At 50.7% G+C, this 15,229-nt stretch carries 12 protein-coding genes; 9 read left to right on the forward strand and 3 right to left on the reverse strand.

Annotated features, from left to right (window positions below):
- Window positions 1-394: 394 nt before the first annotated feature.
- Window positions 395-1,234 carry a sugar phosphate isomerase/epimerase family protein gene (locus HQN90_RS20505; RefSeq protein WP_173222106.1) on the reverse strand — a complete coding sequence of 280 codons (840 nt, stop codon included), beginning with the start codon at window positions 1,232-1,234 and terminating at the stop codon, window positions 395-397.
- A gap of 15 nt (window positions 1,235-1,249) precedes the next feature.
- Window positions 1,250-2,326, reverse strand: a complete 1,077-nt coding sequence (locus HQN90_RS20510) for a Gfo/Idh/MocA family oxidoreductase (RefSeq protein ID WP_173222108.1) — start codon at window positions 2,324-2,326, stop codon at window positions 1,250-1,252.
- 123 nt (window positions 2,327-2,449) lie between these two features.
- Here HQN90_RS20510 and HQN90_RS20515 point away from each other — a divergent pair, with 123 nt between their 5' ends.
- From HQN90_RS20515 to HQN90_RS20525, 3 genes are all read left to right on the forward strand, one after another.
- Window positions 2,450-3,346, forward strand: a complete 897-nt coding sequence (locus tag HQN90_RS20515) for an AraC family transcriptional regulator (protein ID WP_173222110.1) — start codon at window positions 2,450-2,452, stop codon at window positions 3,344-3,346.
- A 134-nt stretch (window positions 3,347-3,480) separates the two neighbouring features.
- A complete protein-coding gene (locus HQN90_RS20520) occupies window positions 3,481-4,212 on the forward strand; it encodes an RNA polymerase sigma factor (RefSeq protein ID WP_246362674.1) in 732 nt (243 codons plus the stop codon).
- A gap of 22 nt (window positions 4,213-4,234) precedes the next feature.
- The gene (locus HQN90_RS20525; RefSeq protein WP_173222114.1) at window positions 4,235-5,245 is read left to right on the forward strand and encodes a hypothetical protein; all 1,011 of its coding nucleotides are present in this window, start codon (window positions 4,235-4,237) and stop codon (window positions 5,243-5,245) included.
- A gap of 535 nt (window positions 5,246-5,780) precedes the next feature.
- On the opposite strand, the gene HQN90_RS20530 is transcribed toward HQN90_RS20525, so the two are convergent.
- Window positions 5,781-6,674 (reverse strand): LysR family transcriptional regulator, encoded by an 894-nt coding sequence (locus HQN90_RS20530; RefSeq protein ID WP_173222116.1) that lies wholly within the window; start codon window positions 6,672-6,674, stop codon window positions 5,781-5,783.
- 288 nt (window positions 6,675-6,962) lie between these two features.
- Here HQN90_RS20530 and HQN90_RS20535 point away from each other — a divergent pair, with 288 nt between their 5' ends.
- The 6 genes from HQN90_RS20535 to HQN90_RS20560 are packed head-to-tail and all read left to right on the forward strand — an operon-like array spanning window position 6,963 to window position 15,228.
- Window positions 6,963-8,291 carry an LLM class flavin-dependent oxidoreductase gene (locus HQN90_RS20535; protein WP_173222118.1) on the forward strand — a complete coding sequence of 443 codons (1,329 nt, stop codon included), beginning with the start codon at window positions 6,963-6,965 and terminating at the stop codon, window positions 8,289-8,291.
- A gap of 15 nt (window positions 8,292-8,306) precedes the next feature.
- Complete coding sequence (locus HQN90_RS20540) at window positions 8,307-9,638, forward strand: LLM class flavin-dependent oxidoreductase (protein ID WP_173222120.1); 1,332 nt, start codon at window positions 8,307-8,309, stop codon at window positions 9,636-9,638.
- A 39-nt stretch (window positions 9,639-9,677) separates the two neighbouring features.
- On the forward strand, window positions 9,678-11,324 hold the full coding sequence (locus tag HQN90_RS20545) for an ABC transporter substrate-binding protein (protein ID WP_173222122.1): 1,647 nt from the start codon (window positions 9,678-9,680) through the stop codon (window positions 11,322-11,324).
- 21 nt (window positions 11,325-11,345) lie between these two features.
- Window positions 11,346-12,269 carry an ABC transporter permease gene (locus HQN90_RS20550; RefSeq protein WP_173222124.1) on the forward strand — a complete coding sequence of 308 codons (924 nt, stop codon included), beginning with the start codon at window positions 11,346-11,348 and terminating at the stop codon, window positions 12,267-12,269.
- Between the two features lie 22 nt (window positions 12,270-12,291).
- Window positions 12,292-13,188: an ABC transporter permease gene (locus tag HQN90_RS20555; RefSeq protein WP_173222127.1), complete on the forward strand. Its 897-nt coding sequence runs from the start codon at window positions 12,292-12,294 to the stop codon at window positions 13,186-13,188.
- A 3-nt stretch (window positions 13,189-13,191) separates the two neighbouring features.
- Window positions 13,192-15,228 (forward strand): ABC transporter ATP-binding protein, encoded by a 2,037-nt coding sequence (locus tag HQN90_RS20560; protein WP_173222129.1) that lies wholly within the window; start codon window positions 13,192-13,194, stop codon window positions 15,226-15,228.
- Window position 15,229 lies beyond the last annotated feature (1 nt).

Below are 15,229 nucleotides of genomic sequence, written 5' to 3' on the forward strand. Positions count from 1 at the left end.
GTTTAATAATCGAAGTCAAGGCAAAGTATCCAATTCAACCTCTTTTAGGTTCTGGATCTATTTGCTTCGAGATAGGGATGGGGCCTAGTTCGCACATGTAAGCTTCAATGCAAAGCTATTGCCCTATCGCTCACTTCGCGGGTGTTTTTCTTGGGCTTAGCCCTCTGTAAGGCTGTTTTTCAGCCTTACAGGTGGGACTTTCGCTTCTGCGGCAGCTTTAGGGCTGTTTTTCAGCCCTATCGCTCGCTTCGTGAGCGTTTTCTTGGAGTGGGCGCTCGCGTCGCGGCCATTTCCTCGGCTTAGCCCAAACAAGCCGCTTCTCTACTCTCTCTAATCCAACGAAAAAAAGCAGGCCAGCCCATAAAAGGCCAGCCTGCTTTATCCAAAAATCCACCTAACCAATGCCCGCTTCGGCGTACACCTTATCAAAACCGGCTTTGGAGCGCTGCACTAAGCTTTCAGGGGAATCCGTCGGCGGAGCCGCTGTCAAAATTTCCTGAGCTACAGCACCCTTGTAGCCAATCCGCTGCAAACCTTGCAGGAAGCCAGCCAAGTCAATAACGCCTTCTCCCGGATAGATACGCCCGTTATCCCGTACATCCTCGAGCGGCACATCCGGCGCATCGTTGATGTGAACATGAACGATCTGGTCTGCGCGAAGCTTTTCGATGTCCGCAACGGTTAACCCGTTCGTGTACCAGTGGTACGCATCGAACAGCAGACCAACATTGCTCTCGCCAATGGCGTCGATCCAATCCAGCGTCTCTTCGAGTGTCCAGATGAACGGATGCTTCCACTGCGTACGCAGATGATGTGGTCCTACGAACTCCAAACCAAGACGAATGCCGTACGCGCCAAGGATTTGAGCGCAGGTGCGCAATCGGCGTGTAGCCAGCGTCATGAAGTGAGCAGCTTTATAGTCCGTTGACGGCAGCACATAGGTGCAGCAGTTTTTGCAGCCTAGCGCTGCTGCAGCCGCTGCCGCTTGGGTTAGTTTAGGCAAACCGTCAAGAAATGCCTCTTCGCTATGGCGCCATTCAACCGGCAGACCGATCGAGCCGATGACGAGGCCATGTTTGCTCAAAAGCCCACGCGCACCATCTACACCGTGACTCTCTACTAAGCCTAGCGCATCAATATCAATGGCTTGAAAGCCGTATTTGGCCGCTAGCTCGATAAATTGCTCATTGCTTTCCAGCTTGCCAAGCCCTGCTCCGGTTAATCCTCTCAGCATGGTCGTACCTCCTTTTTAGATATCCCAGTTTAGTTTCACTTCATTGCCCGTACGGGAAGATTCATAAATAGCGTCCAAAATTAAATTATTCGTATAGCCCGATAAGGCAGAAGTAATCGGCTGCTTTCCTTGCGCAATACAATCCAGGAAGTGGAGGCTTAGTCGTAGACGCTCGCCCTCGTCATCCTCTGGTTTTTTCAAATCAGTCTCAATTGCCCGATTAAATTTCTCTGTCAGCAGCTTGCCGGAAGCGCCTTTGTAGCTTGCTCCGCCCTCTGAGCCCATAAGATGAATGAATGGCGTATTGTCAGTGTCCATATGAACAGCCCAGCTAACCTCCAGCGTTAAGGTGCTGCCATCTTCCATACGGATCAAAGCGGTAGCCAAATCTTCCACGTCATATGTACCATTCCAATTAGGCTTGCCCCACGTACCGATCCCTTTTTTGCGCGGCCCAAATTCGGCATAGGTTGCCCCAAAAACCGATACCGGCTTCGGATTGCCCATCAAATATAGCGCCAAATCCAGCATATGCACCCCAATATCAATTAACGGTCCGCCGCCAGATTCGTTCATCTTCGTAAACCAAGTTCCCCAGCCCGGAATTCCTTTACGACGGAACCAGCCGGTTTTGGCTGTATATATTTTGCCGAGCTCGCCCGCATCAACTTGCTCTTTGATTAGCTGCGGCACAGCTTCCCAGCGCATTTGGTGACCAATCATGACCACTCTGTCAGAAGCTTCGCTGGCCTTGTAAATTTGCTTCGCCGCCTCCGCATTAATGCCCATCGGCTTCTCAATCAGCACATGTTTACCTGCTTCAATCGCCTGCACCGCAAGTGCTGCGTGGTATTGATTCGGCACTCCGATAATAACCGCATCCACATTTGCACTATGTATAAGTTCTTCGGGAGTTGCTGCCACATAAGCAATGCCATGTTCCTCAGCACGCGCTTCTGCAAGAGGCAGATACGCATCCGTAATCGCTGTAATTTCGCATAAATTAGTCAATTTGGAAAACTCGCGGATATGAACGCCACCAATATTACCCGCACCAATGATACCTAATCTGATTTTGTTAACGCTTCCCACAACAAGTCTCCTCCTCATATCTGCATCCTGTTCGAACTGCTTTTATGATAAAATAAACAGACGAAGAAAACGCACCTAAATTTCGAAAAACGTCCCAATTCTTCGAAGGAGACCAGCCTTATTATGACGTACTTTCCCGATTATCTGAAAACGTACCCAAATATGGATTCATCCTTCCCTTTCCACCTTAGCAAAAATACACTTGCTCACGGATTTCGGGCTCATCGTCACGACTATCTGGAGTTCTCTTTTGTCATTGACGGGCACGGGGCCGAAATGATCAATGATGTGAAGCACACGATGACGCCGGGTACTTTCACCTTCGTGCTTCCTTATCAGGTGCATGAAATCTTCACCGATCCCGGTCAAAATCTGGTCCTCTTCAACTGTACGTTCAGTATGGACCTTCTCATGGAACCAGGACATGATCAAGGCTTATCCGGTCTCTTCCAAGACACGAATACCCTGCCAGCCTTTGTTCAGCTGAGTGGACAAGATCAACAACAGATGAGCATGCTCATTGAGGATATGTACCAAGAATACAAAGGCGACGAGCGCTACCGTCAGACGCTGCTGAAATCCAAGCTGAAGGAAGTACTCGTACGCTTCGACCGCAGTCGTTGGAAGCAAGCCGAAGCCGATCATCTTGAAGTGGTCGAAATCGCACCTATCCTCGGCTCCAAGGCGAGCCCTTCGGTGTGGCCCATTATTCACTATATCCATCGGAATTACCAAGAGGATCTCGCTTTGTCGGATCTGGCCTCACGATTCTCGATGAGCATCTCGCGCATCAGCGAGGTCATTAAACAAACGACCGGCCAGACGTTCGTCCATTTCCTCCATGACCTGCGCTTGCGGCATGCTTGCAGCCTGCTCGTGTCCACGGACATGAGCGTGACCGAAATTGCTCTTGAGGTTGGCTACGGCTCGTACAAAACGTTTTCTCGAATTTTCCGGGAAAGCAAAGGCGTCGTGCCTAAGGACTACCGCAAGGTGGAACACGGTCGGCGAGCGACATGAGATTTACAACACACCATGACGAAGGATTGCAGGCGCGAGGAGAACAGCATCCTCAGCTGCATTCCTTTTTTTTCGTGTGATGATAGATTCGCATGCTTTGGTGGCATCTATCAGATAACGGGGAGAGTGAGAGGATGAACAGGCACTTGGAACAGCTCGAGGATAGCTGTATGGAAACACAACGGGAGCTTGTCCTACGGGCACGTGCTGGAGACAGAGAGGCATTCGGGGATCTGGTGCGCCATCATCGCAGCCAAGCACTCGGCCTTGCAACATCGATAGCGCGAGACACCTTCATCGCCGAGGATATTGTGCAAGATGCGCTTATTCGGGCATTCATGCACATCGGCACCTTGATGAATGCGGATCGCTTCGTACCTTGGCTGCAGCGGATTGTTCGCAATCAAGCTTATATGAAGCTGCGCCGAGGAGGACTTTACGGCAAAGAACAGCCCTTCTCATCTTTCAGCCGTCAAGCGGAAGGGACTCTGATACCTACAGACTGGTCAGACATCGACAGTATCCTCTTTCGGCTGGCGGGCTCAGCAATCGACGAAGCGCGCTATCGTGATGATCCTGCGGAATCCTTCCTGAGAGCCGACATGCTTCAATGCTTGCGGGAACTGCTGTCGTGCCTCGGCAAGCGTGAGCGGGCCGTCTTTGAAGCTCATTTTTTTGATGAGCTGACTCCTGTTCAAATCGCCGCCCTGTTTCAGACCAAAACAGCCAATGTATACAACATCCTGTCCCGCTCACGCTCCAAAGTGTGCAGAGAAAGAATTCGCGTCTCCCTGAATGGCTACGTGCAGCAAAGAGCCGCCCTAGGTCTGCCCAAGCGGGTTATCCTTGCCTCTCCCCCAATCTGATTGTTCAATGGAGGTTACTACTATGCTAGTGGAACAACGCATCAACCGGGACTGGACGAAGACCTTGTCCTCCGCCGCAAGCACTATTTATGGATCAATTAGCTATACGGATAAAAAGAGCTTCTCCCTCATCGACGTCATGGGCATTACGGGACATGCGTTTCGCCTGAATATCGATCCGATCGAGGTCAATGTGGCTGGGCCCACTTCTTTTCCCGGTGGCTATATTTTTCGCCGCAATCTCTGTAATCTCGGCTTCACCAGCAATATGGGAGAAGCCTCTGTCCCCGTTTCGCCCGACATGTTGCAGAAAACGATCGCCTTAATTCAGCGATCTGTAGATAAAGGTTATCCTGCCATTGCCTTCGATCTCTTCACACCGGAATTCGGTCTGATTTATGGCTACGACGATGACAAGCAGTTGTTCTATGCCAAAGATGTCTCGCAAGATGGCACACTTTCCTATGCCCAATTCGGTCAGCCCAAAATTCCAGTCCTCTTCCTCATTACCATCGAAGATAGCCTCGCCCACTCCAAATATGAAATTCTGCGAATGTCGCTGGATATGATTGTCGATCATGCCCGAGGGCGTGAGTGGGCGCATATGTTTAAAGACCGCTACGCGCAGGGTCTCAAGGGGTATGAGGCTTGGATTGAAGCTATGGAAAAGCGCAGCGCCGATGAATTCGGCAATGCTTATAACGCAGCTGTCGCTGCTGATGCGAGGGAATTTGCGGCCGAGTACCTGCGGGAAATGGCGGTCAAATGGGACGGCAGCAATATCGTTGAACGCAACATCCGCGCCCATGCTGCCGAAGCTGCAGCCCACTATGCCGTTGTCGCGGAAGCGCTCAGCGAATTGCGCGACATGTTCCCGTTCCCCGAAGGCGGAACGCCCAAGGAACCGGCAACAGCGGATCGGGCAATTGACCTGCTGCTCCAAGCCAAAGAATCCGAGACGAAGGGCATCGAAGTTCTCGAGAAGCTGCTGAACTTCATGAAGGCGTACCACTCCGATATTTGGGTGCACTAACGGGGTGAACCGACTGTCGTTGCACCACGCTTAGCGGGCATCCCCATTTTCTTACATTCACCACTGCCGCTCTACGATGTCCTTGAATTAAATCCAAGGACATCGCCAGCATTAACCCATATCTACTCCACTTACTTCTTTACTCGCCGCACACATCAACTCTCTCCTATCCACCTCTATCTCTCCAAGCTCCAACAACTAGCTAATCTTTACACACACTTACGCACACGAGTGAGATTCATTTAAGGAGTGGGAGGTTGGTTGGTTTCGGCTCAAGACAAGAGTCTCCAAAGACTTCTATTCGTGTAAAACAGCCACTTTTCATGCAAATAAGAGCTCTTTGAGACTCTTAATGCTTCATGTGTGGGAGTTTTTGCGTGTTTCACCGGAGATAAGAGTCTTTAAGGGCTGCTATTCAAGAAAACCCCCTGCTTTTTGTGCAAATAGGAGCTGCTAAAGGCTCTTATTTGCCCCAATAGGAGGAGTGCTGCCCCAAGGCTCTGTGACCTTTGAGACACGCCTTGCCATCTCCCGCTCAACTCCGATAAATCGTCTGCAATTCCTCGCGCAGAAGCGAGATCAGCTTCTCAGCTGCGGTGCTGAACGAGCTGCCGCTAGTCTTGCGAAGCATGCCCGTGACCAAGCCGGAGTCCAAATCTTGTATTTTTTTCAGCACAGTTCCCTCCGGGTTCGGCATGGCGGTAATGACGGGAACCACAGCGATGCCGAAATTGGCTTGAACATAAAATTTGAGTGCGGCCATGTTGCCGATCTCCATGCCCGCATAAGGGCTGCCGCCTTTCTCCAGCAAGGAACTCTCCAACTTCTGGCGATAAGGGCAGAGGGAGTTCGTGATCAAGATATTCTCATTTTGCAGATCACGCAGATGGATCACTTCCTTAACGGCAAGCGGGTGCGTGTCCGGCACTAATAGCGCAAGCTCCTCGTTGAACAAAGGTTCAAACGTGTTCTCAATCCCTGTATCCGGCGTGGAGCAGATCGCCAGATCGATGCTGCCCTCATTCAGCATTTGACCTAGAATGGTCGTATTGCCAATTTGGATACTCACTTTCACCTTAGGATGCTGCTGCAGAAAAGGTCCCAAAATGCTCGGAAGTCGATAACTCGCCGTCGGCTCCATGACGCCGATCCGCACGATCCCCGCCTCGCCTTGGATCAATTCTGCAATGGAGGTATGCAGGAAATCGTAATCTTTCAGCAGCATATCCGCATTCTGATGAAATAATCGACCTGCCTCCGTCAGTTTAAGCTTCTTCCCTCTCTCCAGCAGTTTAACGCCTAAATCTCCTTCCAACTTCTGAATATGCATCGTCACCGTTGATTGACCGTATTGCAGTTCTTCAGCCGCACGCTGAAAACTGCCAAGTTTAATGATCGTCTGAAACGTCTTAATGTTCCGAATATCCATTGAGGCAGGCTCCTTTGCTAGCAGAGTAAGTTCAAGAAAACGGAATCGATCGTTCCGATATTTCGTTTTTACAAAACCATATTTTTATCATACCATTATTACTAATTATTCCAAGCGGTTTACTCAAATATAAACGATTTCTATCTGTTTGTGCAGTCTTAATTCATAAAATCGGAATTAACTCTTCTATTTTTTGAATTTTACAAAAAAAACAACTTCGCTTATGATCGTTTATATACAAGTAACTTTATCGGAATAATATAAATTAAAAATGTGGAGGCGGAGAATATGGCGAATAAGAAGAAAATCAAATTGGGTGCGATGATTCATGGTGTAGGCGGAGGTTGGGAAGATTGGAAACATCCCGATGCCATCACGGATGCCAGTACGAATTTTCAATTCTACAAGCATCAAGCTCAAACGGCAGAGGCCGGTAAATTCGACTTTGCCTTCATCGCTGACAGTGTACATATCACAGAAAAATCAAGCCCTCATTACTTAAATAGATTTGAACCGCTCACGATCCTTTCGGCCTTGGCTGCGGTAACCAAGCGCATCGGCCTTGTCGGCACGTTAACTGTCAGCTACAGTGAACCGTTCACCGTAGCCAGACAATTTGCTTCCCTTGATCATATCAGCAAAGGCAGAGCCGGCTGGAACGTAGTGACATCCTGGCTCTCAGGCAGCGCTAACAACTACAGCAAAGATGAGCATCCGCCCCATGAAAAGCGCTACCGCATCGCACAAGAGCATGTTGATGTCGTAAAAGGGCTTTGGGATTCCTGGGAGGATGATGCCTTCACGCGTGATAAAGAATCCGGTGTGTTTTTTGATCCGAGCAAGCTTCATACACTAGGCCATAAAGGCGAGTTTTTCTCCGTACAGGGGCCGCTGAATATCGCTCGTTCGAGACAGGGGCAGCCCGTTATTTTCCAAGCGGGAACGTCGGAAGACGGTCGTCATTTTGCCTCCAAAAATGCGGACGCGATCTTCGTTGGACACGAAAACATCGATGAAGCCAAAGCTTATTATGCGGATATCAAGCGCAGAGTTGCCGCACACGGCCGCCGTCCAGAAGATGTCTCCATTCTGCCGGGCATCCGTCCCATCATTGGCCGCACGGAGGAAGAAGCTGAAAGCAAATACCTGGAAACGGTCAATCTCGTGTCTATTGAGAAAGCGATAATCGCCCTGGGCCGTCCTTTCAACGATTATGATTTCAGCGTGTATCCGCTGGATGAACCGTTCCCTGATCTTGGCGATCTCGGCGCTAATAGCCAACAAGGCGGTTCGGAGAAAATCAAACGTCTGGCCAAGGAACATAATTTGACGCTGCGCGAGGTCGCCCTTCGTTTTGCTACACCTAGAGGCAACTTTGTTGGAACACCGGAGAAAATAGCGGATACCATCCAACGATGGATTGAAGAAGAAGCTTCAGACGGCTTCATCATTGGAGTCGGGATTCCGGGAGCGCTGCAGGATTTCGTCGAGCTCGTTGTGCCGATTTTACAAGAACGCGGACTTTATCGTACGGAATATGAACATGAAACACTACGGGGTCACCTGGGGCTCGAGGTTCCAGTGAACCGCAATGCCAAAGCCAAAGTGCTGAACTAAGAGGAGGGAATGCCAATGTCCAAACATCGCAAATTAAAACTAGGAGCAACCATTACAGGGGTAGGCACTTCGAAATATACATGGCGCAATCCGGAGATCCCGGGGGATGCCAGTGTAGACTTTGACTATTATGCGGAGCAGGCGCTCAAAGCCGAGGAAGGCAAATTCGACTTCGTATTCATTGTAGACAGCACGTATATCACAGAGAAATCTGCGCCGCATTACTTAAATCGGCTTGAGCCGTTAACGGTACTTTCGGCACTGGGAGCGGTCACGTCCAAGATCGGTCTTGTCGGCACACTGACAGCCTCCTTCACACAGCCTTTTACGGTAGCAAGGCAGTTCGCCTCTCTGGATCATCTCAGCTATGGCCGAGCTGGTTGGAATGTGGTCACAACAGGCCTTGAAGGGGCTGCTCGCAACTACAGCAGAGATGAGCATTATTCCCATGATGAGCGCTATCGCATTGCCGAAGAGCATCTGGAAGTCGTGCGAGGGTTGTGGGATTCCTGGGAGGACGATGCACTGATTCGCGATCAAAAAACGGGCGTATTCTTCGATCCAAGCAAGCTGCACACGTTGAATCACAAGGGTAAGCACTTCTCCGTTCAGGGACCTCTGAACATTTCCCGCTCCAAGCAGGGGCAGCCTGTCATTTTCCAAGCCGGGGGCTCGGAGGATGGACGGAATTTGGCGGCGAAGAGTGCCAATGCTATTTTCACAGGACACGAAACCATTCAGGAAGCGAAAGCCTTCTATCAGGATATTAAGCAAAGAGCCGCAGCTTACGGCAAAACGTCGGAGGAAATCCTAATCTTCCCGGGCATTAGCCCGATCATTGGGAGAACCGAAGAAGAAGCAGAAAGCAAATATCAAGCAATCGCTGGACTGGTCACACTGGAAGACGCGCTCGATCAGCTAGGCCGTCCTTTCACCTACCATGACTTCACGCAGTATCCACTGGATGAACCGTTTCCAGATTTAGGCGATCTGGGCAGCAACAGCTACCGCAGCTCTACAGACCGTATTAAGCGCATTGCGAAAGAAGAAAATTTGACGCTTCGCCAAACAGCACTGCGTTTCGCAACACCAAGAAGCAGCTTCGTAGGCACGCCAGATAAAGTCGCTGACATTGTGCAGCAATGGTTCGAGGAAGGCGCTGCTGACGGCTTTATCATTCATACAGGTACACCTGGCAGCCTCCGGGATTTCGTCGAACTGGTCGTTCCGATCCTTCAGGAACGCGGCATTTATCGGGAGGAATACGAAAGTGATACATTGCGTGGCAACTTGGGGCTCGAAATACCAGTAAACCGATATACCAAACAAAAATTAGCTCAGGCTTAAAGCTAGAGCAGCAACTCAACATTTAGATGGAGATGAGATATGAAAAAGGGAATTGGGAAAATTGCTGGTATCCTCTTAGCCACATCCTTGATTGTAGCAGGCTGCGGCGATGCTGAGAAAACAGGCGGTAAGGCAAGCAATGCCTCAGCGAAAGATGCTGGGGCGGTTACACCAGGCGGCGAGCTTGTCTGGGCTTTGGCCGGAACGGTGACGACCGACAGCTTGGATGCGCACAAAGCTGGATTCGCTCCGACTACGCGTGTAATGCGCTCGATTTATGACAGTTTGGTCGTGGAATTGCCGGACCACACCTTCCAGCCGTGGCTGGCCACTTCGTGGGAACTGGCTGCCGACAAGAAGAGCTACACGTTCCACCTGCGCAAAGACGTGAAGTTCCATGACGGCACTCCTTTTAACGCGGAAGCTGTGAAATTCAATTTTGACCGTATCAAAGATCCGGCAACCAAAGCTTCCAGCTCACTTAATGAGCTAGGCTCTTATGAATCAACGGACGTCATTGATGAGTTCACGGTTAAAGTGAATTTCAAAGCACCGTTCGCTCCTTTCCTGAGCAATGCAGCCAAAGTGGACTTAGGCTTCGTCTCGCCGACTGCTGTCAAAAAGTTTGGCGATGCGTTCCCGCAAAATCCAGTAGGCACGGGCCCTTTTAAGCTGAAAAAGATTACGCCCAGCACACAAGTAGAATTCGAAAAAAATCCGGATTACAACTGGGGTCCAGCGAACGCCAAGCATCAAGGCCCGGCTTATCTGGATAAATTAACGGTGAAATATGTTGAGGAAGAAGCGACACGCGTCAGCGTGCTGCAAAGCAAACAAGTGCAAGTAGCCGATATTATCCCGCCACAAAACCTTGTCGCCCTGAAGGCTGACAAAAACTTCAATGTACAGGAAACGGAATTGCTGCAAGCCAACTTCACCCTGTACCTAAACATTCAGAAAGCGCCATGGAATGACCTGAAAGTGAGACAGGCCGTCAGATCCGCGTTGGATATCGACTCCGCTGTCAAAACGATTTATCTGGGAACCTCCAAACAAGGCTGGTCGCCTCTATCCACGCAGCAATTCGCCTACTCCCCATCCCGGGAGAATGCCTACAAGCCAGACTTGGCTTCATCCAATAAAACCTTGGATGAAGCCGGCTGGGCCAAAGGCGCGGATGGCTACCGGGCCAAAGACGGCAAACGCCTGACGATTGAGGTCATCGATACCCAAGGAAACCGCGAGAAGCGGCTTGATTTGATCGCCATTTTCACTCAGCAGCTGAAACAGGCTGGCATTGAGCTTAAAGTTATTTCCTTGCCAACCGGCACCTACACGGAACGTCGCAACAAGGGTGAATACGATCTGATTGCTGCGAGTCAATTTTCCGGCGATCCGGATGTTTTGCGCCAACTGTATTCGACCAAAGGGCCTTCCAAAACGAATAATATCGCGAAAACCAACGATCCGAAATTAGATGATCTGCTCGAACAAGGTTATCTGGAAACAGACGCAGAGAAACGCAAGGCCATTTATAAAGAAGTACAGGAATATATCATTGATAATGTGTACACCATCCCTACCTATGTCTTCAATTACTCCGTAGCTTCCAGCAAAGAAGTGCACGGCATTACATTCGACTCGCCAGCCTGGCCTGTGTTCTACGATGCTTGGATTCAAAAATAAGGCGATAAGGAGGAGCCCTTGATGCTGAAGTACATTTTAAACAGGCTCATCGTCTCCATACCCGTCATTCTGGGATCACTGACGCTTGTTTTCCTAATTATTCACTGGCTGCCGGGGGATCCGGCCCAAATGATTGCCGGGGATGACGCTGCACCGGAGCGGATTGAGTTCCTGAGGAAACAGTTCGGGCTCGATCAACCGCTGTGGCAGCAATACTTGGTGTATCTGTGGGATAGCATGCGAGGCGATTTCGGCCATTCCTTCGCGAACAATCAGCCGGTGCTGGATCGCTTGCTCGCCCAGCTGCCGGCAACACTTTCGCTCGCGCTGCTCAGTACAATTTTCGCTATTATCGTAGGTTTTATTCTCGGTGTGTTATCTGCTGTATATCAAAATCGCGTGCTCGATTATATCGTTCGCGTTATCAGTTTACTTGGGGTGTCTATGCCAAAATTTTGGCTGGGCATCCTGCTCATTCTCGTGTTTTCGGTTCATTTCCAACTGCTCCCTGCGATTGGGAATGGCAGCTTTAAACAGCTGATCCTGCCGTCTTTTGCGCTTGGTGTCACTGGCGCCGGCATGCTTACGCGCATGGTTCGGAACAGTGTGCTCGAAGTGATTCATGAACAGTTCGTCTTGACGCTGCGAGCCAAGGGCTTGTCCGAGCGCATTGTTTTGTACAAACACGTTCTGCGCAATGCTTTACTGCCCGCTGTCACCATTCTCGGGCTGTTGGTGGGGGAAATGCTATCGGGTGCCGTTGTCACAGAAACCGTTTTTTCGAGGCAAGGACTTGGGAAATTAGTTGTCGATGCCATTAATCAGAAAGATATTCCGGTCATTCAGGCGGCGATTCTGATCACAGGTATTTTCAATATTATCGTCAATCTGATGGTGGATGTTTCCTATTCCTACGTCGATCCGCGCGTTCGCAAAACGGGATAATGGTGAAAGGGAGGTTGCTCACATGCTTTTCAACTCAATCACAACAGAAACAATGTTACCTAAGCGGTTGATCAGGTCATCTTTCGCTTTCAAGCTCAAAAAACTGAGCTTATCCAAAATTCTGCTCGGATTTTCCCTATTCGTTCTGGCCTTTCTCGTGTTGTGCGCCATTGCTCCGTCGTGGATTGCGCCCTATTCGCCAACCGATATGATGACGGATCAGCTGCTCAAGGCTCCCAGCTTCGCCCATCCGCTTGGAACCGATCAGTTCGGCCGGGACGTCTGGACGCTTGTCATTTATGGCAGCCAGCAATCGCTCATTATGGGGGTTGTTTCCGTGCTCATTGGCGGGTTTATCGGTACACTGTTCGGACTTCTTGCCGGTTACTGGGGCGGGATCGTAGATTCGATTTTTATGCGTTTCAACGATATTTTAATGACCATTCCAGGCATCCTGCTGGCTATTGCCATCTCCGTGGCGCTTGGCCCCAGCTTCTTCAATGTAATCTTGGCGATCAGCGTAGCAACAATTCCCGGGAAAGCCCGGGTTGTTCGCAGTACGGTTATCTCTATTCGCAATCGACCGTTCATTGATGCTGCACGAGCAGTCGGCACCTCGCATTTGGAAATTATGGTTCGCCATATTTTGCCGAACTGCTTCTCGCCTTTACTCGTAATGATGACGATCGGCGTCGGAAGCTCGATTCTAGTTGGCACCGGTCTTAGCTTTCTCGGTCTTGGCGTTGTCAAAGAAATCCCCGATTGGGGCTACATGCTCTCCCAAGGCAGAAGCTACATGACAGTCGCTTGGTGGGTCGCTACGTTCCCAGGGCTTGCCATTACACTGCTTGTTATTGTCGTTAATCTCCTCGGTGATGAAATTAGAGATCGTATGGATCCTAAGAAATTGAGGTCCTAGGCTATGAAACCATTACTCGATATCCAACAACTATCGGTCGATTTCCAAACCGCGAACGGCTCGCTCAATGCGATTAATCAAGTTAGTTTGCAAATTGGAGCAGGAGAAATTGTGTGCTTGGTCGGAGAATCCGGCAGCGGCAAAACGATTACATCGCTCTCCATCATGCGCCTGATCAACTATGACAATGGATTTATTTCCCATGGGGATATCCAGTTGGATGGACAGAGCTTAGTTGGTCTGTCTCAAAAGGAAATCAGCGATCTGCGCGGGAAGAAAATCGCGATGATTTTCCAAGAGCCGATGACGGCGCTGGACCCGATTTTCAGCATTGGCAGCCAAATCATGGAAGTCATTCTCCGCCATGAAAAAACGTCCAAACCTAAGGCGCGCGAGAAAGCGATCTCGCTGCTGAGAAGAGTCGGCATCCCGGAACCGGAAATTCGGATGAAGCAGTATCCGTACGAACTCTCCGGCGGGATGCGCCAAAGAGCCATGATTGCCATGGCGCTCGCCTGCGGCCCCGAGCTGCTGATTGCCGATGAGCCAACGACAGCGCTCGATGTGACGATTCAGGCGCAGATTCTCAGCCTGCTTCGGGAGCTCAAGGATGAGCTGAACATGTCGATCCTGCTCATTACGCATGATCTCGGCATCGCCGCAGAAATGGCTGATCGCGTCGTCGTCATGTATGCCGGGAAAGTCGTCGAACAGGCAACGACTCAGCAGCTGTTCGATTATCCTGCGCATCCGTATACGCAAGGCCTTCTGCATTCCATCGTCACCCTGGATAACGTACGGGGTTTGAAGCTCTACACCATTAAGGGGTCGATACCGAGCTTGTCCGATCTACCCTCCGGCTGCCGCTTCCACCCCCGCTGCCCTTATGCGACGGAAAAGTGTTTATCCGAAGATCCACCGCTACAGCAGCTGCACGGGCGCGAAGTCGCCTGTTGGAACGCCGAGCGCATCGATCATCTCGCTGCTGAATTTTTCGGCGATACAGCCGAGGAATCGGCCGTTTCGTTCACGAATTCGGCAGCGAATCGCGCGCTCTCTTTTGCTCAATCAACGGAGCAGCCTTTGCTTGAAGTGACGAATGTGAAGAAGTATTTCCCCATACACAAAGGGCTCTTCCAGCGTGGCAAAAGCTTCATACGAGCGGTAGACGATGTCTCTTTCGATATTCACCGAGGGGAAACCTTCGGCCTTGTTGGCGAATCCGGTTGCGGCAAGTCTACGCTGGGACGCGTGCTTTTGCAGTTGGAGAAGGCGACGACAGGCCGTATTCGTTTCGAAGGCCGCGATTTGCTGCAAGCCGGCACGAAAGACTGGAAAGAAACCCGCAGAGACATGCAGGTCGTCTTCCAAGATCCTTACGGCTCCATCAACCCCCGCTGGAAAGTCGGCGACATTATCGGCGAGCCGTTCTGGGTGCATGAATCCTTGCGCGGTGCGGCCAAACGAGAAAAGGTGGAAGCCGTCATGGATTTAGTCGGGCTGAATCCTTCTTGGTACGATCGCCTTCCCCACGAGTTCTCCGGCGGACAGCGACAACGAATCGGTATCGCCAGAGCTATCGCGCTGAATCCCAAGTTTATTCTTGCGGATGAGGCGGTCTCCGCGCTGGATGTTTCCGTACAGTCACAGGTCGTCAATCTGATGCAGGACTTGCAGCAGCGCATGAACCTGACCTATTTATTCATCGCGCATGGACTTAATATTGTCCGTTATATCTCGGATCGTATCGGTGTGATGTATCTCGGCAAGCTTGTTGAGATCGCGCCCACCGAGGAACTGTTTAAGCATCCTGCCCACCACTATACGCACGCGCTCCTGTCCGCTATTCCCGTACCGGACCCAAGACGCAAGCGCACCTTCGTTCCGTTGGAGGGCGAGATGCCATCCCCGGCGAGGCCGCCGTCAGGCTGCCGGTTCCATACCCGCTGCCCTGCGGCAACGGCGCTATGCAAAGAGGTTGTGCCGGAGCTTGCCCAAATCGGACCTGGGCATTACACCGCATGTCACTATCCACTATAGG

It is taken from the genome of Paenibacillus alba (assembly GCF_013204855.1).
GTDB lineage: Bacteria > Bacillota > Bacilli > Paenibacillales > NBRC-103111 > Paenibacillus_E > Paenibacillus_E alba.